A 20,644-nucleotide genomic window follows, 5' to 3' on the forward strand; every position below is an offset into this window, starting at 1 on the left:
ATCAGAGGATTCCTGCCAAGATGCCGGCGGGGAGTTTGATGTCCAGCCCGAAGTAGAAGCCGTAGAAAGTCAGAAGGGCCATGGCCACGGAGACCACCCCGTCCCGGACGTAGTTGCGGCCACCCAGCGCCCACACGCTGCCCCAGAAGAGCAGCGTTCCGGAGACGACCCAGCCGGCAACGTCGATCAGCAGGATGTTCAGGACAAAGGCGCCAGCCAGGGGCAGGACGGTCTTCCAGTCCGAGGGATGGCTCAGGTCCACGTCCTCCCCCTCCTCGGCCTGGCCGCGGCCGCCGCGCAGGACGTTGACGGCCAGCAGCACGGCAGTGACGAGGAGCAGGCTCCCGATGATGATTGGCAGGGTCTTGGGACCAACGGGATCTGATACTGAATACGGGACTGCGAGCCGAGATGCGTCCCAGAGAACGACGGCGCCGGCCACCCCGAGCAGGGCAGCAATGCCGAGCTCGGAGCGGCCTTTGCCTGCCGCCGGGTTTCCGGCGGTGGTGGCTTGCTGCGTCACGCCAGCCCCAGTTCCTTCAGTACGTCGGCCACCCGCTTGTCCTGGTCCGTGAGGAAGGTCTTGAACTCATTTCCGGTGATGAATGCGTCGGACCAGCCGCGGGTCTTGAGGGCTGCCTTCCACTCATCGCTTGCGTGCATCTTGGTCAGGGCGTCCACTATACGGTCGCGGTCGGCGTCGGAAACTCCGGGAGGAGCCACGATGCCGCGCCAGTTGGTGAAGACGAGGTCGATTTTGGATTCTTTCAGTGTCGGGGCAGTAACGCCTTCCAGACGTGACTCGCCGCTCGTGGCCAGCACGCGTACTTCGCCGGACTTGATCTGCTGGAGGTATTCACCGGCGCCGGAGGCCGCGAAGCCGACCTTGTTGCCAAGGATCGCCGGAAGCAGGTCGCCGCCGCCGTCGAACGAGACGAAGTTGACCTTCTTGGGGTCGATGCCAACTGCCTTGGCGAGCTGCATCGGGAGCAAATGGTCAGGGCCGCCAGGGGAGGAGCCGCCGCCGACCGAAACCTTGGAGGGGTCTTCTTTCCAGACCTTCACCAGATCGTCGATGGTCTTGTACGGGGAATCTTTGCCGACCATGATGGCGCCGGGTTCCTGGATGAGGCGGGCGAGGGGAGTGGTGGCCGTCAGCTTCGCCTCGGATTTGTTGGTGTAGCTGGCGCCAACCACGCCCAGACCCATGAGCATGGCGAGGTCCTTGTTGCCCTTTTCGTTGACCAAGCGCGCCAGGCCGACTGTGCCGCCGGCGCCGGCCAGGTTGAAGACTTCGACGTTCGTAGCGGTCTTAGTGTCACCCATGACCTTGGCTGCTGTGCGGGCCGTCGTGTCGTAGCCGCCGCCGGGGGTGTTGGGGACCATGATCCGGAGCCCGGTCAGCGGGCCGGCAGGAGCGTTGCTCGTCTTTCCGGCGTCGGCGCCGCCGGTCACGCCGCAGCCGGTGGCCGCGACGGCAAGGCCTGCAGCGACAGCGATGGCGCGCAGTGCGTTCATTGGACGCATGTATTCCTCTTCTCATCATTGGTGGGAGTGTCTTCACGCTATGGGTGGCAGTGACGCAGGTCACGCTTGTGTTCTCAAAGATCATTGTGTTCATTGTGGTCAGGGTCACGTATGTGTTTGTGGGCCGATAATGGAACAGACCCCGCGCGGAAAAGCCGCGAAGCAGAATGGCCTGCACGCGGCTGGCCCGGATGCGGAAAGGAAAAGCTGTGCTCAAAGCTGCCGGAGCGCGAAGGATCCTGCGCCGCCGCCGGATGTCGCTGGCGGGTCAATATCTGGGGCTGCAGTTGCTGATTGTGCTCGCCGTGCTGGTCGGGGTCATTCTCATCTCGCTTGCCCAATCGGTCCAGACCTTCGAGCGCGTGGAAGGGCGGCGAGCCTTGTCAGCTGCCGAATCCCTCGCTGCGATGCCCGTGGTCCGTTCCTTGCTTCCCAGCGCGGAGCCAAGGCAGGGCGCCGCACTTCCCGCCGTCGCCGAATCCGCCCGGACTGTGTCCGGCTCCAGTTTCGTCATCCTGGCCAAACCGGACCGCACTGTCCTGACTTCGCCCGACCCCTCCCAGCTCGGTATGTTGCTCGATCTGGGTGATAGCGACGTCCTTTTGGGGCGCGCGTGGACCGGTGCCGTCAGCATGAATGGCAAGGTCTCCCTTGTGGCCCATGTCCCGGTGCTCAACGACGAGGGCCGGATGGTGGGGATCGTTGCCGTCGGCGGAAATTACCCCTCGGTGTGGGAGAGGCTGGGCGACGCCGTCCCAGACCTGCTCACATATTTGGGAGTCTCGCTGGCGTTGGGCACGGCCGGTTCCATCATGCTGTCCCGGCGAGTGAAGCGGCAGACGCTAGGACTTGAACCCGAGGAAATCGCCGGCCTCGTGGAGCACCGCGAAGCAATCCTGCACGGCGTGAAGGAAGGGGTCATCGCCCTGGACCCGCACGAACGAATCACGGTGGCCAACGAAAGTGCTCGGGAATTCCTTGGACTGCCGGAGGACTGCGTTGGCCGCAAGCTCAACGACCTTGGAGCGGAACAGCAGCTGCGCGAGGTCCTGACCACGGAACAGCCGGACCCGGACCGTCTGGTGCTCGCCGGAGAGCGGGTAGTGGTTCTGAACCGTAAACCCGTCCTTTCACACGGGCGGGTCATCGGATCGGTGACAACTTTGCGGGACCGTACGGAGCTTTCCACCTTGGAGAAGGAGCTCGGGGCCACCCGTACCACCACCGACACCCTGCGCGCCCAGACCCACGAGTTCGCCAACCAGCTCCACACCATTTCGGGACTGATCCAGCTCAAGGAATACGACGAGGTGGTCAGCTTCGTCAGTGGCGTCAGCCTCAGCCGCACACGCTTGCACGACGACGTCACCTCCCGCATCCACGACCCTGCGCTCGCGGCCATGCTCATCGCGAAAGCCAGCCTGGCCGCCGAACGGGTCGTCACACTGCAGCTGGACCAGAACTCGATGCTAGGACGCGTCGACGAGCGGCTCTCGCGGGACCTGACMACCATCGTCGGCAACCTCGTGGACAACGCGATGGACGCCGTCGCGGGCTCTCCCGACGCAACCGTCCGCGTGACTTTGGACGAAGATCCTCACAGCGTGGTGATCACCGTGCGCGACTCCGGTCCTGGTGTCGCCGAGGAGCGCATGGCGGATATTTTCCGGCAGGGATTCACTACCAAAGCGATAACGGCCGACGGCGGGCGCGGCTTTGGATTGGCGCTCACCCGGCTAGCATGTCTGAGGCGGGGCGGAGAAGTGAGCGTCCACAACGACGATGGTGCCGTATTCACCGCCCGCCTCAAGAAGCGGAGCCCCAGCGAATGATCAATGTCCTGATAGTCGACGATGACTTCATGGTGGCCAAGGTCCACTCAGGATTCGTCCGGCAGGCCCCGGGCTTCTCGGTGGCCGGCGTGGCACATACGGGCGCGCAGGCCTTGGACGAGGCCAAACGCCTGAAACCGGACCTGGTCCTCCTGGACATCCACCTGCCTGATATCAGCGGCCTCGATTTGTTGCACCAGCTCCGCGAGGCACTGCCCGAGCTTGACGTGCTGGTCATTACCGCGGCGCGCGAGGTGGACACTGTCCGCCGTGCCCTCCGCGGCGGCATTGTCCACTACTTGATGAAGCCCTTCTCCGCCGACGACCTGAGCGAACGCCTCCAGCACTACCAGCGCGCGTACAGTTCGCTCGCAGCGTCCAAGTCCACGGCCGAGCAGGACGACGTGAACAGGGTATTCGGCCTCAACCGGCGTGAACGTCCCCTGCCCAAAGGTTGCAGCGCGGAGACGCTGCGGATGGTAGAGCAGCTGCTGAAGGAATCGGAGCGGGACCTGTCCGCAACCGAAGCCGCCGATGTCCTGGGGACCTCCCGGGTCAGCGCCCGGCGCTACCTTGAATACTTGAGCGAGGAAGGCCTGGTCACCGTCCAGCTCCGCTACGGGGGAGTGGGCCGGCCGGAGCGTCGATACGTGTGGCGGAGCGCGGGTTAGCAGGGTCGCCGGGCTCAGCGCCACAGCGGCGAGAGTGCCAATCCAAGGACGAAGGCCACTGCGGCGGTGACGATCGGCGTCGCAACCCAGAACCCCAGGATCCGCAGCACCATCCGACGGTTGGTGACGGAAAAGTTCTGGTTGGTCCCTGCTCCGAGCACCGCCGACGTCACCGTGTGGGTGGTGGAAAGAGGCAGATGGAGCCCGATGGCGCCGACGAACAGCATGAGCGAAGTCAGGCTTTGGGCGACGAATCCCCGCAGCGGGTCCACCCTGGTCAGCTTGTAACCCAAGGTGTAGGAGATGCGCCAGCCACCACAAAGCGTCCCCGCCGTGAGCATGGCAGCAGTCAGCAGGATGACCCAGAACGGGAGATCGTCGTGGTCGGACACTCCTGCCGCCACAGCGCCGAGCAGTATCACGGCTACAGTCCGCTGCCCGTCCTGCAGTCCGTGGCCGAAAGCCACTGCGGCGGCCGAGACGGACTGGGCATGGCGGAAACGGCCGTGCACAACGTCGGGCTGGGTGTAACGCGCCGCCCACGTGACGGGCCACACGAGGAGATAGGCGCCGAGGAAAGCAATCACCGGGGACAGCAGCAACGGCAGGACCACTTGCACCAGGAGAATACTGTCTACCCCGTTGATGTGGCTGCCTCCCATGGTTGCGCTTGCAGCTCCAGCGCCGACCAGGCCTCCCACCAGGGCGTGCGTTGACGAGAGGGGCACGCCGCGCCACCAAGCGTAAGTTCCCCAAAGGATGGCGCTGCACAACCCCGAAGCGAGGACACTCAGCCCGTTCATGCCCTGGGGAAGAACTACCCACGATTGGCTGGAAATCAGGGCGAACCCACCGCTGAGGAGCACCCCGGCAAAATTGAAAACGGCCGCCAAAACTACGGCAACAGAAGGAGTGAGGGCGCGGGTCCGTACGGAGAGGGCGACGGCGGTGGAGACATCGCGGAAGCCGTTGAGGAACGCGAAACCAGCCGCCAGCGTCACCACGAGGGCGAAGAACGCGACCACCACCTCATGCTTCCTTGACGATGATGCTGCCTACCTGGGTGGCGATGCGGCGCATGTCCTTGGTGACGTCCACCAACTGGTTGGCCACGTCACGATTCCTCGAAAACTGTGCCGACTTCATGTCCCGCAGCATCTCTGCCACCCAAGTGCGGTGGCTTCGTTCGGCACGCTTGGCCAGCCGGAGGACCTCGATCCAGTAGTCTTCGAGCTCGTCCAGATCGTCCAGCTGGCGCATGGCATCAACCGTGAGTTCTGCCTGGCGGCTGATGATCTCCAGCTGGTCCGCCGCGCGCTTAGGCAGACGGTCCAGCTTGTAGAGGGCCACGAGTTCGCCAGCGGCGTCAAGCTTCTCCATTGCCTCGTTGAGGAAGCGGGAGAGGGCGTACATGTCCTCGCGGGGGAGCGGGTTCACGAAGCTCGTGCGCATGTGGGTCAGCAAGGCGAAATGCAGATCGGTGGATTTCGCCTCGTGTTCGTGCATCTCTTCCACGAGCCGTTCGTGCTCCGCGACCGGGGCTCCGAAGATCTCAGAAAGCGTCCCTGTGGCCTCAAGAATCTGACGAGCCATCTGCGAAAGCAACTGCAAACCGGCGGGTTCTTGGGGGAAGAGACGCAGCTTCATTTGGCTTCCGGTAGGCGAGGTGGACGGGGACTGAGCGGCGTCTTCGCCGAAGGGCATAAAAATGGTGCCGAACCGGATACGCCTCTCGGCGGTAGGCCGCTCGAAGCGGCTATAAGTTGAAGCCCGGGGGTTTCGCGGTTCGACACCAGTTTCAGTTTTCTACGTCGGCCGAGCTAAGTCAACATTGACAGTTGGCGCTCGGAGTGGTTGCGGTGGCCCCACTCCCTTGTATTTCACGTCAATCAAGCTCGCCCAGACGCCATGCGTTGGCCGCGTGCTCCAGATCCTCAGCGGTCTTGACGAGCTGATGCGAATTGCGGGTCAACTTGCTTGCGTGGCCTTCGTTCGAATGCTCTGCGCTGTCTGCCAGGGTGGCTTGGCCGAGCGCGACGACGCGGCAAAACGCAGCCGAGCGTTCCAGCGCGACGTCGAAATCGCCGTCGAACGCTCCCGAAAGGATGGCGTCCGCCATCTGCTTCATTTCGTCGGCTCCCGGGGGCTCCGCGGCTCCCGCCACAACATGTGAAACCTGCGCGGTGTCCCGGCCGGCCTTGAAGTACACGGAGATCCGCTCGGAATTCTGCATGGTGGCCGCGCGCAGGGCATAAAGCCGCCACAAAGCGCCGGGCAAGGACCGGGCAGGGCTCTCGGCCCACATCTCGGCGATGGCTTCGAGGCCCTGCTCGTCGGCGAGCTTCACGAGGCGCCTGGTGATCTTGGGATCGTCGCTATCGCGGCCGCGCCGCACAAGTGCCTGAGCCGCAAGGTGTGCGGCTTCGGACACGCGCGCGGGGTCCGCTCCGCCGGCGAACGGCTCGAAGTCAATCGGCGCGAAGGGTTTCGGCTTGTGATGCCTGTTCGCCCCGCCGTACACAGGAGATCCCGATTGTTCGCTCATGCCCCAACGCTACTCCTGTGCTTCCGCTCGTGCACTCTTGAACGGTGGCAGATGTGGGGTCTGTTGCGTGGGGCGCGGGGTCCGGGGCGCGGGGGCGGCGCCGTCGCGCTCTCCCCATGTTTGGATCCGTAAGTGCCCCGACACGCCGTTGTGGCCGCGCGTCGTCGTCGGGGTTTGGTTCAAAAGAGGTAACGACGGCGCGCGGGCCGGCGGTGTCAAAACGCCCCTGAGCTTGAGGTACAGTATTTATGGCTGTTTCTACAGTCAGCAGGGGCCTTTAGCTCAGTTGGTAGAGCATCGGACTTTTAATCCGTGGGTCGTGGGTTCGATCCCCACAGGGCCCACCCAAAACCCCCGGAACCATGAGGTTCCGGGGGTTTACTTGTGCGTGACCCACCTGGCTGGGTGACGGCCGAGCGGTCCTGCATGCTCCGACCAGTGTGCGGGGGTGCCGTCGATCCGTCCGGGGAGAGGCACTCGTCGCGCCGGCCCCCAGGCGGTGTTGGTTGCCACGAGGGTGAAGTCTTCGGGTGCGGGCGTGGGCGGGTGCTCGCTCGGCGGGGTGAGCGAATACAACAAGTTGGCCGTGCCAATCAGCGAGGACTGGATGCGCGCCGTCACAGAGTGGGTGAGACGCCGGGTCAAAGCACGGGCGACGGCCGCGGCCAAGAGCCAGCCAGTCGCGTGGTCGAGAGCTTGGACGGGCAGCGGGGTCGGCTCCGCCCGTCCCGTGGCGTTAGCTCCGTCGCTGGCGATGCCACAGCTCATCTGGACCAAGCTGTCGAACCCGCGGCGATTGCGCCACGGACCAACCCAGCCGTAGGCGTCGAGACTGGCTATGATCAGGCCGGGGTTCACGGCGGTCAGGGCCTCGTCGTCGTAGCCTAAGCGTTTCAGCGCGTCGCCTCGCAGTCCCGATACGAGCACATCGGCACCCGCGAGCAGTTCTTCGAAGGTTGCGCGGTCGCTTGAGGTCGTGAGATCCAAAGCGGCGGTACGTTTGCCGAGCGTCGTCTCAGGCAGTAGCGACGGCACCTCGTCAAAGCCCGGCGGGTCGATCCGCAGCACGTCCGCACCATAGCCGGCGAGGAACTTGGTGCACACCGGTCCGGCGATCACCCGCGTCAGGTCCAACACCCGCACGCCGTCGAAGGGCAGTTGCCCGACGGCGTTCGGTGTGCGGATGCCGGGCGACCGGCGCTCGACGACGGTCAGCGGCGGCGCGTCCGCGGTCGCCGCCCCCGGAGCCGAGGCGAGCCACTGGCGGCGGTCGTGCATGACGGCGGCACATCCGCCCGCCTCCACGATCGCCGTCTCCAACTCCTCGGCGCGCAGCCCGGCCACTGCGGCCTCGACGGTTTCGCGGTCATGGGCGCCCAGCACCTGCTCGACGGCGGCGCGGTGGTTGGCGTAGTTGGTGTGCAGCCTGATCCAAGCGTCCGCCGCACGATAGTTTCCGGCGATGGGGTCCCACAGTGGCGGTTGGATCCAGCCGATCGGGCTAAACAGCCTCTCGGACGCGAACGCGGCGCACGCCTCCCGACTGTTTACGGTCACCGCTTGCGGCCGCGAGTCCCGGCGAGCGGCGAGGAACTGCGCTCCAGCCACCGTCGCGGCGACAACCGCTCCCGTCGCAAGTCCTGTCACGTCAAAAGCCGCCGGGAGGACCGCCCGTGGCCCGGTCGTCGTTAGCTGAGTGGCTGGCCAATCCGCGCTGTCGTCATCGGCGCCGATTGTGTGCCACACGCGTGAGATCACATCAGCGAAGCTGTCGTTCACACTCCCCATTCTCAACGGGCCTACACCGGCGATCAACTTTGATTGTCGTCTGCCAGACTATTCACCATGCAGGCCCTTTTGGATGGACTCTTGAACACCAGCCCGCTCCTGATCGGGTGCATAGTTTTCGCTCTCGTCTTCGCTGAGGATGCGATCTTCGTGGGCTTTGTGATCCCGGGCGAAACGGCAGCCGTCGTCGGCGGGGTGATTGCAAGCCGTGGAATCTTCCCGTTGTGGCTCATGATCGCCATTGTGGTGACTGCCGCAATCACGGGCGACACCGTGGGCTACGAAATAGGCAAGCACTTTGGTCCCCGGGTGATGGCCCTGAAGATCCTGGACAAGAGGCGCGCCCAACTGCAAAAGGCCGAAGACTTCCTCAAAGACAAGGGCGGCCTCGCTGTATTCCTCGGCCGGTTTACGGCCTTCTTCCGCGCAGTCATGCCCGCGCTCGCCGGACTTAGCCGGATGCCCTACCGGCGCTTCGCCTTTTGGAACTTCAGTGGCGGCATCGTTTGGGGGTCCTTGTTCGTGACCCTCGGTTTTGTGGCTGGAAACTCGTACGAGGAAGTGGCCCGCATGGTAGGCCGGGGTGCTGCAGCGGTGGTGGCTGTTATTGCGGTGGCGATCCTTGTCGTCTGGCAGGTCAGGAAGCACCGGGCCAAGAAAGTTTGAGCAAGCTGTAGTGGAAATCTGGCTGAAACCTCGTCGGCTTAGGCTGGTCACAATTTGTTCGGGACGGGCGGTAGAGGAGTGAGCTGGATATGTCTGACGTTTGGCGTTATAACCGTAGTAGCTGCCCCGACGTCCTCGGCTTTTCTGAGCCTTGAGTGATCTGATGTCCGCTTCTGCAGCACACAACTTTAAGGAGAACCGATGCATCTTTTGCCCCGTGAGCAGGAAAAGCTCATGATCGTGGTCGCTGCCGACCTCGCCCGCCGTCGGCAATCCCGCGGATTGAAACTCAACTTTCCCGAAGCCGTGGCGATCATCAGCTACGAGCTGATTGAGGGTGCCCGCGACGGAAAGACCGTTGCCGAACTCATGAGCTACGGGACAACGCTGCTGCGCCGTGAGGATGTCATGGAGGGCGTGCCCGAGATGATCCATGATGTCCAAATCGAGGCCACTTTCCCTGACGGCACCAAGCTCGTCACCGTCCACGACCCCATCCGCTAGGAGGCCACCATGATTCCCGGAGAGTACCGGCTCCAAGCAGAGCCCATTGAGTGCAACAGCGGACGCGAGGCAATCGTCGTCGAGGTGGTCAACCGTGGTGACCGCCCCGTCCAGGTGGGCTCGCACTACCATTTTGCCGAGGCGAACCTGGCGCTCGATTTCGACCGTGAAGCCGCCCACGGCCGCCGCCTGGACATCCCCGCGGGAACAGCCGCACGTTTCGAACCCGGCGACTCCAAGACCGTGAAACTGGTTGCACTCGCGGGCAGCCGCGAGGTCTACGGCCTGCGGAACGCCGTCAACGGATCGCTAGATGCAGGCAGCGGAAAGAACGACGGCGGCGCTGCCGCTGCCGCCGAAGGACCCGGAGCAAGCAAGGAAGGGACAGCCCAGTGAGCTTCGAAATTTCGCGCAAGCAGTACGCAGACCTTTACGGCCCGACGACTGGCGACTCCATCCGCTTGGCGGACACCGAGCTTTTCCTCGAGATCGAGAACGACTACACGGTCTACGGCGAAGAGGTCATGTTCGGCGGCGGCAAAGTGGTTCGCGACGGGATGGGGCAGAACGGCCAAGTGACCCGCGACGGCCGTTTGCCTGAATCAAACGCTGCCTCGGACCAGACGCTCGACGTCCCGGACACCGTCATCTCCAACGTGGTGGTCCTCGACTACACGGGAATCTACAAGGCCGACGTGGCGCTCAAAGACGGGCACATCTTCAAGATCGGCAAGGCCGGCAACCCGCAGATTGCCGACGGCGTGGACATCGTGATCGGCGCCAGCACCGAGATGATCGCGGGCGAAGGCAAGATCCTCACCGCAGGCGGTGTGGACACCCACATCCACTACATTTCCCCGGACCAGGTCCCCACGGCCCTCTGCAGCGGCGTGACCACGATGGTGGGCGGTGGCACGGGACCGGCCGAAGGCACGAAAGCCACCACCATTACGCCCGGCAAATGGCACATTTCGCGGATGCTGCAAGCCGTAGAAGGGCTCCCGATCAATATCGGCCTCCTCGGCAAGGGGCACGCGTCCGCCGTCGAGCCTCTGGCCGAACAAATCCGTGCGGGCGCAGTTGGCCTCAAAGTCCATGAAGACTGGGGTGCCACGACGTCGTCCATCGACATGTCCCTGCGGGTGGCGGATGAATTCGATGTGCAGGTGGCCATCCACACGGACACCCTCAACGAGTGCGGATTCGTGGAGGACACCATCAAGGCGATCGACGGCCGCGTCATCCACACCTTCCACACCGAAGGCGCTGGCGGCGGGCACGCTCCGGACATCATCAAGATCGCCGGATTGCCCAATGTGCTCCCGGCATCCACCAACCCCACGCTCCCGTACACGAGAAACACCATCGAAGAGCACCTGGACATGCTCATGGTGTGCCACCACCTCAACCCGGACATCCCGGAAGACGTGGCGTTCGCCGATTCCCGCATCCGGGCCGAAACAATCGCCGCCGAAGACGTGCTCCAGGACCTGGGCATCTTCTCCATGACCTCCTCGGATTCCCAGGCCATGGGCCGTGTGGGCGAAGTCGTCATCCGCACCTGGCAAGTGGCCGATGCCATGAAGCGGCAGCGGGGCGTGCTCAAGGACCCCCGGAGGGACAGCACAGGTGCAAGCCACGGCTCGGCAAACGGCTTGGGCGAGGAAAGCGACAACTTCAGGATCAAGCGCTACATCGCCAAATACACCATCAACCCCGCGATCGCGCAGGGTATGGCTGACTCCATCGGCTCCGTCGAAGTGGGCAAATTCGCCGACCTCGTTCTGTGGAATCCGGCCTTCTTCGGCGTGAAGCCGGAACTGGTCCTCAAAGGCGGGCAGATTGCCTACGCCCTCATGGGCGATTCCAACGGCTCCATCCCAACCCCGCAGCCACGCACCATGCGCCCGATGTTCGCCACCTACGGCAAGGCGCTGCAGCAGTCCTCCATCACGTTCCTGTCCAAGGCGGCAATCGCGGCCGGCGTCCCACAGGAACTTGGCCTCGAACGTGTCATCCGGGCGGTATCCGGCATCCGGAACCTCACCAAAGGGGACCTGAAGTTCAACGGCGAAACGCCGGATATCGCCGTCGACCCCGAAACCTACAAAGTGACGGTTGACGGCGAAGACGTCACCTGTGAGCCTTCCGACGTCCTGCCCATGGCCCAGCGCTACTTCCTTTTCTAGATCGCCGGAGGAGAAACAGATGATCGTCGAAAAGATCCTCGGCAACCTGCACGAACTGCCGCAAGCCGAAGCCGCGGCGCTCGCCAAACTCCACAAGGAGAAGGTCGTCCTGCCCAGCGCCCAACTGGTCAAACGCATCCAACGCGTGACCACGGACCACGGCAAGGAACTCGGCATCCGGCTCCCGGCCGGATCCGGAGACCTGCGCGACGGCGACATCCTCGCCGTCGAGGACGCGAACCTGATTGTGGTGTCCGTGCTGCCGAGCGACGTCCTGGTGATTGCTGCCCGCAGTATCTACGAAATGGGTGTCGTGGCGCACTCCCTTGGCAACCGGCACCTGCAGGCCCAGTTCTTCGACGGCGACTCCGAGTACGGGGCCGAAGTCATGGTGTGCCAGTACGACCACACGGTGGAGGACTACCTCAAACACGTCGGTGTGCCGTACGAACGCCAGGAACGCGTAATGCCGGTGCCTTTCCGCCATGCTGAACACACCCACTAGTCCTTTCCCGGTGGTCCGGTTGGGGCGCCGCCCCGGATTTGGGGCCGTGCCCGTCCCCAGCCGCTCCCAACCCTCGCAAGCTCGGGTCGGGGCCCTCGCGGCAGTGGGCCCCCCGCGGTGCCCTCCACACCGCGGCCCCCAAATCCGGGTCGGCTGCTTGTCGTCTCGCCTTGAGGGGGTGGCATGACTTCTTATCAGCTGGCGCTTCAGCAGCTCACTGACTCCGCGTTGCCTACCGGGGCGTTTGCTCATTCTTTGGGGTTTGAGACGTACATCGATCGCGGGTTGGTTCGCGATGAAGCCTCATTCGGCAACTGGCTGTCTGCGTTTGTGGGGCAGCAGTTGACTTATTCCGACGGCTTGGCCATTCGGTTCCTGTACGAGGGAGTGGACCTGGGTTCGTTGGACGCTCATTTGAGTGCCCAGCTCTTGCCCAGGCAGCTGCGGGAGGCCAGTACCAAGATGGGTGGGCGGCTGATCGAGATCGGGACCGAAGTCTTTCCGTCGGCCGAGCTGGAAGTGTACCGGACTCTCGTGACCACAGGCCGGGCTGCCGGCCACCAGCCGCTGGCGTTCGCCGTCGTCGCGCGCTCGCTAGGCGTGCCGTTCGAAGAAGCGCTCGCCGCGTACCTTTTCGCGGCGGTCACCTCCCTGACCCAGAACGCGGTGCGCGCCATCCCGCTCGGCCAGAACTCGGGCCAGCGGATTCTGCGCAAAGCGCACGACGACGTCGCTGCCGCCGTCGAACATGTCCGGCACCTCAGCTGGGACGACTTCGGGGCCGTGAGCGCCGGGCTGGAAATTTCGCAGATGCGGCACGAATCGCAACGTGCGCGCATGTTCATGAGCTAAAACCATAGGAGGACACATGTCTGAACCCATCAAGATCGGCATCGGCGGCCCGGTTGGAGCCGGCAAAACGCAGCTCGTGGAGCGCCTGACCCGCCACATGAGCCGGGAAATCTCCATGGCCGCCATCACCAACGACATCTACACGATCGAAGACGCCAAGATCCTCGCAGCCAACGGCATCCTGCCCGAGGACCGGATCATCGGCGTCGAAACCGGCGGCTGCCCGCACACCGCCATCCGCGAAGACACGTCCATGAACACGGCCGCGATCGAGGAACTCAAGAAGCGGCACCCCGACCTACAGGTCATCTTCGTGGAATCCGGCGGCGACAACCTCTCAGCCACGTTCAGCCCCGAACTCGTGGACTTCTCGATCTACATCATCGACGTCGCCCAGGGAGAGAAAATTCCCCGCAAGGCCGGCCAAGGCATGATCAAGTCGGACCTTTTCATCATCAACAAGACCGACCTCGCCCCGTTCGTCGGGGCAGACCTCTCAGTCATGGAGCGGGACTCCAAGGAATTCCGCGGCGACAAGCCGTTCTGCTTTACCAACCTGAAGACGGACGAAGGGCTCGACAAGGTCATCGCATGGATGCGTCACGACGTCCTAATGCTCGACCTGGCCCCATGAGCACGACGGCGGCGGCGGGTGAGCTCTCACCGGCGGATGGGTCACCTCTGGCGGCTCCGCCGGATTTGGGGCCGTGCCCGCTTCGCGGTGCCCGCCACGCCGCGGCCCCCAAATCCGGCTTCGCCGCCTCTTCGAGCAACTCGCCGCGGGGCGAGCTCAGCCTGCGGGTCGCCCTCCGTGCTGGTCGATCCGTGGCCGTGCAGCAGTTTCATCAGGGTGCTTTGAGGGTGTTGAGGCCGCATTACTTGGATGGGTCCGGGCAGGTTTGTTATGTCATGGTCAATCCGGGCGGGGCGTATTTGGGGGCGGATCTTTATGTTGTAGACGTGGAGGTGGAGGCTGGCGCTTCGTTGCTTTTGACGACGCAGTCGGCCACGAAGATTTATCGGACTCCGGGGTCGTATGCGGAGCAGCGGATGACTGTGACGTTGGGGGAGGGGGCGGAACTGGAGTTGGCGCCGGACCAACTCATCGCCTACCGGGAGGCCAGCTATCGGCAGAATACGCACATCACCGTACATCCGACGTCGAGCCTCATCATGGCGGAAGTCATCACTCCCGGCTGGTCGCCGGACGGCGCTTCCTTCAAGTACCGGGAACTTCGTCTCCGGAACGAGATCCACGTGGAGGGCGACGACGACGCGGCGCTGCTTGCGCTCGACAACCTCCTGATCCGGCCGTCCTTGGGCGATGTGACCAGCATGGGATTCATGGAAGGCTACAGCCACCTGGGTTCGCTCATTGTGGTGGATCCTCGGGTTGACCAAGCGCTCGCAGATGAACTGCATCGGCTGATTGCCGGATACGACTCGTACTCGGGCTTGTCGCTGACCCGGACCCTTGCGGGCACCACCGGGTTGGTCCTACGATCCCTCTCGAACAGCACCGAGGAACTGAACCGCTTGCTCGGTGCCTGCACCGGTCTTTTGCGCGAACGTTGGTCCGGCCGGGCGCCGCTGAATCTCAGGAAGTACTGATGACCTCACTCTCCGAGTTCGCCTCCATGTACCGCCGGCGCGAACACCTCCCGATGAAGTCGCGCCTCGCGTTCATGTTCGGTTCCGTCGTCCTCCTGCACGTTGCCGCCGTCGTGCTCCTGCTGGTGGGTGGCGCCGGTGGCGGGCAGCCGTTGGCGCTGGGTCTTGTGCTGACCGCCTATGTGGCCGGCATCAAGCACAGTTACGACTGGGACCACCTCGCCGCAATCGACAATTCCACCCGGAAGTTCGTGGCACAGCACAAAGACCCCGTGAGCGTCGGCTTTGCCTTCAGCCTGGGCCACAGCTCCGTGGTGATCCTGGCTGGTCTATTGGTGGTGGGCGGCGCAAGTCTGGTGGGCCAACTCATGGAGGACAGGACAACCGGGCACCACGTGCTGGGGCTGATCGGCGGCGGAGTCTCAGGGCTTTTCCTCCTGGCCATGGGCATCTTCAACGGCTTGGCGTTCCTCCGCACAGCGCAGCTGTACCGCGCCGCTCAGGCTGGCGGCGAGATCGCCGTCGAAGACCTCGAAACGAAAGGCTTCATCGCGCGGCTCTTGTCCAAGCCATTGTCCAAGGTCCAGCGTCCCCGGAACATCTACGTGATCGGGTTCTTGTTCGGGCTCGGTTTCGACACGGCAACCACCATTGGGCTTCTGGTGCTCACGACGGCGGCGTCCCTCGCGGGAGTGTCGGCGCTTGCCCTCCTGGCGTTGCCGCTTGCCTTCACGGCGGCCATGACTCTGTGCGATTCGGTCAACGGCGTGGCTATGATGCGGATGTACAAATCGGCGATTCACGATCCCCAGCGCAAGCTGGGATTCAATGCCGTCATCACCGGTATTTCGGCCTTCTCGGCGCTCTTCATCGCGGTCATCACGCTGGGCGGTTTCCTCAATGCGGCCTTTGGGCTCAGCGATCCAGTCACCACCTGGCTAGGCGAAATCGACCTCGGCGACGTCGGGCTGGTGCTGATTGCGTTGTTTGCCGTGGTGTGGGCGGTTGCGGCCCTGCGGTTCCGTGGGCAACCCTGACGACGCCCGCTCACCTATGATCTGAATTCTGACGACGCCCGCTCGCTTATGCCGGGAAAATCGACGACGCCCGCTCCCTTATCAGGCCATTTGAGCGAACCCTCCTGCAATCTCATCGCCAGTGTTCGACGGCGGGCGGCGGCATTTGGTGCGGAGGCCGCCGTCGGGCATTGAACAGTTGGCGGCGACGGCGGGGGCTATTGCTTGGACTGGAGCCACTCCAGAAGCCGATCCACTGGCCAGGTCGTCACGATGCGATCGGCGGCTAAGCCGTTGGCTTCCGCCCGCTCGGCGCCGTATTGCAGGAAATCGAGCTGGCCAGGGGCATGGGCGTCACTGTCGATGCTGAAGAGGCAGCCAGCGTCGAGGGCAATCTGAATCAACTCGTCCGGCGGGTCCTGGCGTTCGGGCCTCGAATTGATCTCGACGGCGACTGAGTGTTCCGCGCACGACGCGAATACTTTTTCTGCGTCGAACTCCGATGGTGGCCGTGTTCCTCGTGATCCTTTGACCAAGCGGCCGGTGCAGTGCCCGAGGACGTTGGTATAGGGGTCTTCTACGGCAGCGAGCATGCGGCGCGTCATGGACCGTTTGTCGGATCGGAGCTTCGAGTGGACGCTGGCCACCACGACGTCCAGTTGGCTCAGCATTTCCGCAGACTGGTCCAACTGACCGTCCTCCAGAACGTCTACTTCGATTCCGGCCAATAATTGAAAGCCGGACTCTTGCACGTCGTTGATCCCGTCCACAACCATAAGCTGCTCCATCAAACGCTCCGGGCTGAGCCCGTTGGCGATTTTGAGGCTGGGGGAGTGATCAGTCAAAGCAAGATATTCCCGGCCGAGAATACGAGCCGCGGCGGCCATGACCTCGATCGGCGAGCCGCCATCCGACCAGTTGCTGTGGCTATGCAGATCGCCCCGGAGCTTGGCGTGTAGCTTGTGTCCACCATCGACCAAGGGTTCGGCCCCGCGACGGCGGAGGTCCTCGAGATAGCCCGGGACGGTGCCGCCCAAGGCTTGGCTGATCACCTCGAACGTGCGGCTGCCGATTCCTTTGGTTCGCTTGAGGCGGCCATCCCTGACCCGGGCGGACAGTTCCTCTTGGCTTAGGCCGGCGATGATGCCCGCGGCCCGGCGAAACGCCTGCACCTTGAAGCTGTCCGCGAGTTCCCGTTCCAGCCAGAAGGCGGTTTCGTTGAGCGCGTCTACGGCGTCCATAGCTCAATCATGTACCACACCGCGCGCAGACGTTTGTGAGCGAGCGTTCGGGTTTGGGGGCTTGTTTGTGAGCGAGCGTTCGGGTTTGGGGGCTTGTTTGTGAGCAAGCGTTCGGGTTTGGGGGCTTGTTTGTGAGCGAGGGTTCGGGTTTGGGGGCTTGTTTGTGAGCGAGCGTTCGGAGCGGGACGTCATGGTGTCGGAATAACTGCGCCGGTCCCCGCGGCCCTGCAATAATCGGAACCAGTTGCCTCGCTCGAGTTGCACGCGGGGCGGTATGCACCTTCGGACGAATCACATCGCAGACGAGGCGGACATGACCAACACTCCCATTCAGCAAGCCACTGTGACCCAGCAAGCATCGGGGAACTTGGTCGCAGGCATTGACGAGGACCTGCTTCACCGGCTCGCGGACGCTCACGGCGTCGGGACATCCTTCTACGGCTGGGATGGGCTGCAGCATAAGGTTTCGCCCAACACCCTGGTCCAAGTACTGGGCTCCTTGGGAGTGACGGCGGATTCCAACGAGCAGATCGAGGCGGCCCTCGTGGAGGCGGAAGTGGGGCCGTGGCGGCGGATGCTGCCGCCCGCCGTCGTCGTCCAAGAGGGAACGACGGCGGCTGTGCACGTTCACGTGCGTGATGGTTCGCCGGCCCGCCTGACGATCTCGCTCGAGGACGGGACGGAACTCGCGGCCGCCCAACAGGAGGACTGGGCGCCGCCGCGTGACGTGGATGGAGTGCCCACGGGCCGTGCCACCTTTGAGGTGCCGGCCGGGTTGCCGCTCGGTTGGCATTCGCTCACGGCAGAGTCCGACGGCGTGACGGCCACCGCCGCTTTGGCCGTGGTCCCAGCCAAGCTGCAAACGGCGGCGCAGCTCGAGGAACGTCGCGGCTGGGGGCTCGCAACCCAGCTGTACTCCGTGCGCTCTAAGCGTTCGTGGGGCATCGGAGACTTCGCCGACCTGGCCGATTTGGCGGCCTTGGCTGGCGCTCGCGGAGCCGACTATGTCCTGGTGAATCCCCTGCACGCCGCTGATCCTGTGCCTCCAGTTCAAGCATCGCCCTATTCTCCGTCCACCAGGCGGTTCTTCAACCCCATTTATATTCGGATTGAAGAAATTCCCGAACTGGCATATGTGAAGCCCCGGAAGCGCGCTACGGTGGACCGACTGTTGGATCACGTCCACGCGCTCAACAAGGACGCTGAACGGCTGGACCGGGACCAGATTTTCGCAGCCAAGCTCGCTGCATTGGAACTCCTTCACACGGTCCGGCTTTCCCCGTCCCGGCAGCGGGCCTTCGAGGAATTCTGCCGTGAGTCCGGCCCGGGCTTGGACGATTTCGCCCTTTGGTGCGCCATCCGCGAGGACCGGTCTCCGGATGACCCCTTCTGGCAGGACCCCACGGCCACCCTCGGTTCACCCAAGGTTGAGTCGATGCGCCACGCATTGGCCGATCGGATTGGTTTCCACCGCTGGCTTCAGTGGATCTGCGATGAGCAACTCGAATCAGCCCAAGCAGCGGCGAAGCGTTCGGGCATGCGGCTGGGAGTGGTGCACGATCTCGCAGTCGGGGCGGACCTGAGCAGCGCCGATGCCTGGACCCTGCGCAGTAGCTTCGCGCCGGGTGTCAGCGTGGGCGCACCACCGGACATGTACAACCAGCTCGGCCAGAACTGGAACCAGCCGCCGTGGCACCCGGTCCGTTTGGCGGAGGCGGGTTACGCGCCCTTGCGCGCGATGCTCTCCACGGTCCTCCGCCATGCTGGCGGTATCCGCGTGGACCACATCCTGGGGCTGTTCCGCCTCTGGTGGGTGCCCACCGGTAACTCCGCGCGCGACGGCGCCTATGTCCGCTACGACCACGAGGCCCTCATCGGGATACTCGCGTTGGAAGCCCATCGCGCGGGTGCGGTGGTTATCGGCGAGGACTTGGGGGTCTTCGAGCCTTGGGTACGGGACTACCTTTCAGCCCGCGGCATCTTGGGCACGTCGATTCTTTGGTTTGAGTACGACGGCGACTTGCCCCTCCCGCCGGAACGTTACCGAACGCAGGCCCTCGCTAGCGTCAACACCCACGACCTCCCTCCAACCGCTGGGTATCTCGCCGGCGACCACGTGGAACTCCGGGGCCAACTTGGCTTGCTCGAACGAAGCGTGGCCGAGGAGCGGGCCGAGCATCAGGCCAGCCTGGACAAGATGATGGGGCTGCTGCGGGAGCGTGGCCTGCTGCCTGCAGGATTCGACACTGCAGGATTCGACACTGCCGGATTCGACGGCGGCGGCCAGGAGTTTGGTGAGGAGCAGGTCATTGAGGCGCTGCACCGGCTGCTGGCCCTTGCGCCGTCGGTCCTGCTGGGCGTTGCGCTGGTGGATGCCGTGGGGGAGCGGAGGGTGCAGAACCAGCCCGGTACGACCTCGGAGGTCTACCCCAACTGGCAAGTGCCGCTGGCCGACGAACACGGACGCGCGGTCCTCATTGATGATCTCGACGCCAACCCTCGGTTCAATTCCTTGCTGGCGGCTGTTGACGAGGCTGTGCGGGGCTAACCGGCGCACCGAGACGTGAGATCTCGCCCCTTTGGGTACGTGAAAGGGGCGAGACCTCACGCATGGATTAGCCCGGTCAGAGCGCTCCGACCAACGCCGTAGGGGAACCCACCTTCAGCTGCTCGAGCACCTCCCCCGGGATCCCCGTAACCCGGTCCAAGGCGAACGTGGTGACTTGGCCTGAACGCTCGTGCGCTACGTGGAGCCAGCCCTCACGGACCAAGTGGTGGCGGGGCCAGTTTCCTCCGCTAGGCACGTCAGCCACGGGACGGAGCCGGGTTCCGCTGCCTTCGACGGCCAATACCGAGATGCGGTTGGAGCCGCGGATACCGGCGTAGACGAAGCGATTGTCCGGGGACATCGCGATTTCGGCTGCTGCGTCGCCGTCGGAAGCACCACCGGCAGTCGCAGGTCCGCGACTGTGGAGCACAAAACGGCCGTCCGCACCGGGCAACAGCAGCGCTACCTCGATGGAGTACTCCGTCACGACGAATACGGCGTCGACGGAGGGGTGCTGGACCAAGTGCCGCGGTCCACTGCCCATCGGGAGAGCGACTTGGTGGTCGGGGAGCAGGCCGGTGTCGGGGAAGTAGTTCCACACCCGTACGAGGTCGAAGCCGAGGTCGGTGGTCATAATCCGGCCGTCCTCGAGCATGAGGCTTGCGTGGGCGCGGCTCACCCGCGGGCCGCCGGTGGCGATGTCGATGCCGCCGTCGACACCGGCGTGTGGATCCTTCGCCGGTGGCGCGGCAAAGCGCGAGGTGATGCCGCCGTCGTCGTCGAGCCCGTAGAGCAGAACGTTACCGTCGCCCCAACAGGCGACCACGATGAAACGACCGGAGGGGTCGACAGCGACGTGGCAGGCCGCGACGCCCGCGGGCCAGGCGTCCCCCAGCGGTTCCAGGCCGAACAGCCCAGCCCGCCGGTAGGCCCGGACCGTCTGAGCGGCCTCGGCAACCGCATAGACCACCGGCAGGGTGGGGTGAACAGCGACGAACGACGGCGACGGTGCTTCGACTGCGGTGCCCAGCCAACTCAGGCTGCCGTCTTCCCCGGCTGAAACCGCACCAATACCGGATCCTTGTCCGTCGCTGTCCGATGTGTAGGAACCTACCCAGATGAGGGTTCCGTCGATGGTCTCGGCCATGC

The 20,644-nt window shown here is 64.2% G+C and carries 20 protein-coding genes and 1 tRNA gene; 13 read left to right on the forward strand and 8 right to left on the reverse strand.

The window, feature by feature from the left end:
• Position 1: 1 nt before the first annotated feature.
• Positions 2-523, reverse strand: a complete 522-nt coding sequence (locus AC1DLO_RS17010; protein ID WP_476890866.1) for a tripartite tricarboxylate transporter TctB family protein — start codon at positions 521-523, stop codon at positions 2-4.
• Complete coding sequence (locus tag AC1DLO_RS17015) at positions 520-1,527, reverse strand: Bug family tripartite tricarboxylate transporter substrate binding protein (RefSeq protein ID WP_476890867.1); 1,008 nt, start codon at positions 1,525-1,527, stop codon at positions 520-522. Before AC1DLO_RS17015 ends, AC1DLO_RS17010 begins: the two co-directional genes overlap by 4 nt.
• 254 nt (positions 1,528-1,781) lie before the next feature.
• Here AC1DLO_RS17015 and AC1DLO_RS17020 point away from each other — a divergent pair, with 254 nt between their 5' ends.
• Positions 1,782-3,359, forward strand: coding sequence for a sensor histidine kinase (locus AC1DLO_RS17020; protein WP_476890947.1), 1,578 nt, complete (start codon positions 1,782-1,784; stop codon positions 3,357-3,359).
• Entirely contained in the window at positions 3,356-4,030 is a 675-nt protein-coding gene (locus tag AC1DLO_RS17025) for a response regulator (RefSeq protein ID WP_476890868.1), read from the forward strand. The genes AC1DLO_RS17020 and AC1DLO_RS17025 overlap by 4 nt, the downstream gene beginning before the upstream one ends.
• 14 nt (positions 4,031-4,044) lie before the next feature.
• Here AC1DLO_RS17025 and AC1DLO_RS17030 read toward each other — a convergent pair whose 3' ends face one another.
• From AC1DLO_RS17030 to AC1DLO_RS17040, 3 genes are all read right to left on the reverse strand, one after another.
• A complete protein-coding gene (locus tag AC1DLO_RS17030; RefSeq protein WP_476890869.1) occupies positions 4,045-5,058 on the reverse strand; it encodes an inorganic phosphate transporter in 1,014 nt (337 codons plus the stop codon).
• 1 nt (position 5,059) lies between these two features.
• On the reverse strand, positions 5,060-5,677 hold the full coding sequence (locus tag AC1DLO_RS17035) for a DUF47 domain-containing protein (RefSeq protein WP_184740672.1): 618 nt from the start codon (positions 5,675-5,677) through the stop codon (positions 5,060-5,062).
• A 238-nt stretch (positions 5,678-5,915) separates the two neighbouring features.
• Positions 5,916-6,575 carry a hypothetical protein gene (locus tag AC1DLO_RS17040; protein WP_476890870.1) on the reverse strand — a complete coding sequence of 220 codons (660 nt, stop codon included), beginning with the start codon at positions 6,573-6,575 and terminating at the stop codon, positions 5,916-5,918.
• A gap of 271 nt (positions 6,576-6,846) precedes the next feature.
• Here AC1DLO_RS17040 and AC1DLO_RS17045 point away from each other — a divergent pair.
• Positions 6,847-6,919 (forward strand) — tRNA-Lys (locus tag AC1DLO_RS17045).
• 34 nt (positions 6,920-6,953) lie between these two features.
• Here AC1DLO_RS17045 and AC1DLO_RS17050 read toward each other — a convergent pair.
• Positions 6,954-8,222 (reverse strand): CoA transferase, encoded by a 1,269-nt coding sequence (locus AC1DLO_RS17050; protein WP_476890871.1) that lies wholly within the window; start codon positions 8,220-8,222, stop codon positions 6,954-6,956.
• A gap of 198 nt (positions 8,223-8,420) precedes the next feature.
• Between AC1DLO_RS17050 and AC1DLO_RS17055 the strand changes: the two genes are divergently transcribed.
• The 9 genes from AC1DLO_RS17055 (at position 8,421) to AC1DLO_RS17095 (ending at position 15,727) form a co-directional block, all read left to right on the forward strand.
• Positions 8,421-9,029 carry a DedA family protein gene (locus AC1DLO_RS17055; protein ID WP_184740676.1) on the forward strand — a complete coding sequence of 203 codons (609 nt, stop codon included), beginning with the start codon at positions 8,421-8,423 and terminating at the stop codon, positions 9,027-9,029.
• A gap of 201 nt (positions 9,030-9,230) precedes the next feature.
• Complete coding sequence (locus AC1DLO_RS17060) at positions 9,231-9,533, forward strand: urease subunit gamma (RefSeq protein ID WP_078106942.1); 303 nt, start codon at positions 9,231-9,233, stop codon at positions 9,531-9,533.
• 9 nt (positions 9,534-9,542) lie between these two features.
• Complete coding sequence (locus tag AC1DLO_RS17065; RefSeq protein ID WP_476890872.1) at positions 9,543-9,929, forward strand: urease subunit beta; 387 nt, start codon at positions 9,543-9,545, stop codon at positions 9,927-9,929.
• Positions 9,926-11,722, forward strand: a complete 1,797-nt coding sequence (ureC, locus tag AC1DLO_RS17070; protein ID WP_476890873.1) for an urease subunit alpha — start codon at positions 9,926-9,928, stop codon at positions 11,720-11,722. Before AC1DLO_RS17065 ends, ureC begins: the two co-directional genes overlap by 4 nt.
• A gap of 19 nt (positions 11,723-11,741) precedes the next feature.
• On the forward strand, positions 11,742-12,227 hold the full coding sequence (gene ureE / locus AC1DLO_RS17075; protein ID WP_476890874.1) for an urease accessory protein UreE: 486 nt from the start codon (positions 11,742-11,744) through the stop codon (positions 12,225-12,227).
• A 183-nt stretch (positions 12,228-12,410) separates the two neighbouring features.
• Positions 12,411-13,079, forward strand: a complete 669-nt coding sequence (locus tag AC1DLO_RS17080; protein WP_476890875.1) for an urease accessory protein UreF — start codon at positions 12,411-12,413, stop codon at positions 13,077-13,079.
• 16 nt (positions 13,080-13,095) lie between these two features.
• Positions 13,096-13,713 carry an urease accessory protein UreG gene (gene ureG / locus AC1DLO_RS17085; RefSeq protein ID WP_284763214.1) on the forward strand — a complete coding sequence of 206 codons (618 nt, stop codon included), beginning with the start codon at positions 13,096-13,098 and terminating at the stop codon, positions 13,711-13,713.
• Entirely contained in the window at positions 13,710-14,690 is a 981-nt protein-coding gene (locus AC1DLO_RS17090; protein WP_476890876.1) for an urease accessory protein UreD, read from the forward strand. Before ureG ends, AC1DLO_RS17090 begins: the two co-directional genes overlap by 4 nt.
• Positions 14,690-15,727 carry a HoxN/HupN/NixA family nickel/cobalt transporter gene (locus AC1DLO_RS17095; protein WP_476890877.1) on the forward strand — a complete coding sequence of 346 codons (1,038 nt, stop codon included), beginning with the start codon at positions 14,690-14,692 and terminating at the stop codon, positions 15,725-15,727. Before AC1DLO_RS17090 ends, AC1DLO_RS17095 begins: the two co-directional genes overlap by 1 nt.
• A gap of 197 nt (positions 15,728-15,924) precedes the next feature.
• On the opposite strand, the gene AC1DLO_RS17100 is transcribed toward AC1DLO_RS17095, so the two are convergent.
• Positions 15,925-16,947 carry a PHP domain-containing protein gene (locus tag AC1DLO_RS17100; RefSeq protein ID WP_476890878.1) on the reverse strand — a complete coding sequence of 341 codons (1,023 nt, stop codon included), beginning with the start codon at positions 16,945-16,947 and terminating at the stop codon, positions 15,925-15,927.
• 313 nt (positions 16,948-17,260) lie between these two features.
• On the opposite strand from AC1DLO_RS17100, the gene malQ reads away from it, so the two are divergent.
• The gene (gene malQ / locus AC1DLO_RS17105) at positions 17,261-19,495 is read left to right on the forward strand and encodes a 4-alpha-glucanotransferase (RefSeq protein ID WP_476890879.1); all 2,235 of its coding nucleotides are present in this window, start codon (positions 17,261-17,263) and stop codon (positions 19,493-19,495) included.
• Positions 19,496-19,571: 76 nt separating this feature from the next.
• Here malQ and AC1DLO_RS17110 read toward each other — a convergent pair whose 3' ends face one another.
• Positions 19,572-20,642 (reverse strand): lactonase family protein, encoded by a 1,071-nt coding sequence (locus AC1DLO_RS17110; protein WP_476890880.1) that lies wholly within the window; start codon positions 20,640-20,642, stop codon positions 19,572-19,574.
• Between the last annotated feature and the right edge of the window lie 2 nt (positions 20,643-20,644).

The sequence above is a fragment of the Arthrobacter sp. 01T419 genome, assembly GCF_056398865.1.

Excerpts from the sequence above, each read along its gene's own strand:
- ureE (WP_476890874.1), top strand. The coding sequence starts at position 11,742 with ATGATCGTCGAAAAGATCCTCGGCAACCTGCACGAACTGCCGCAAGCC.
- AC1DLO_RS17065 (WP_476890872.1), top strand. The coding sequence starts at position 9,543 with ATGATTCCCGGAGAGTACCGGCTCCAAGCAGAGCCCATTGAGTGCAAC.
- ureG (WP_284763214.1), top strand. The coding sequence starts at position 13,096 with ATGTCTGAACCCATCAAGATCGGCATCGGCGGCCCGGTTGGAGCCGGC.
- AC1DLO_RS17055 (WP_184740676.1), top strand. The coding sequence starts at position 8,421 with ATGCAGGCCCTTTTGGATGGACTCTTGAACACCAGCCCGCTCCTGATC.
- malQ (WP_476890879.1), top strand. The coding sequence starts at position 17,261 with ATGACCAACACTCCCATTCAGCAAGCCACTGTGACCCAGCAAGCATCG.
- AC1DLO_RS17060 (WP_078106942.1), top strand. The coding sequence starts at position 9,231 with ATGCATCTTTTGCCCCGTGAGCAGGAAAAGCTCATGATCGTGGTCGCT.
- AC1DLO_RS17095 (WP_476890877.1), top strand. The coding sequence starts at position 14,690 with ATGACCTCACTCTCCGAGTTCGCCTCCATGTACCGCCGGCGCGAACAC.
- AC1DLO_RS17110 (WP_476890880.1), bottom strand. The coding sequence starts at position 20,642 with ATGGCCGAGACCATCGACGGAACCCTCATCTGGGTAGGTTCCTACACA.
- AC1DLO_RS17035 (WP_184740672.1), bottom strand. The coding sequence starts at position 5,677 with ATGAAGCTGCGTCTCTTCCCCCAAGAACCCGCCGGTTTGCAGTTGCTT.
- AC1DLO_RS17100 (WP_476890878.1), bottom strand. The coding sequence starts at position 16,947 with ATGGACGCCGTAGACGCGCTCAACGAAACCGCCTTCTGGCTGGAACGG.
- AC1DLO_RS17015 (WP_476890867.1), bottom strand. The coding sequence starts at position 1,527 with ATGCGTCCAATGAACGCACTGCGCGCCATCGCTGTCGCTGCAGGCCTT.
- AC1DLO_RS17025 (WP_476890868.1), top strand. The coding sequence starts at position 3,356 with ATGATCAATGTCCTGATAGTCGACGATGACTTCATGGTGGCCAAGGTC.
- AC1DLO_RS17090 (WP_476890876.1), top strand. The coding sequence starts at position 13,710 with ATGAGCACGACGGCGGCGGCGGGTGAGCTCTCACCGGCGGATGGGTCA.
- AC1DLO_RS17040 (WP_476890870.1), bottom strand. The coding sequence starts at position 6,575 with ATGAGCGAACAATCGGGATCTCCTGTGTACGGCGGGGCGAACAGGCAT.
- AC1DLO_RS17080 (WP_476890875.1), top strand. The coding sequence starts at position 12,411 with ATGACTTCTTATCAGCTGGCGCTTCAGCAGCTCACTGACTCCGCGTTG.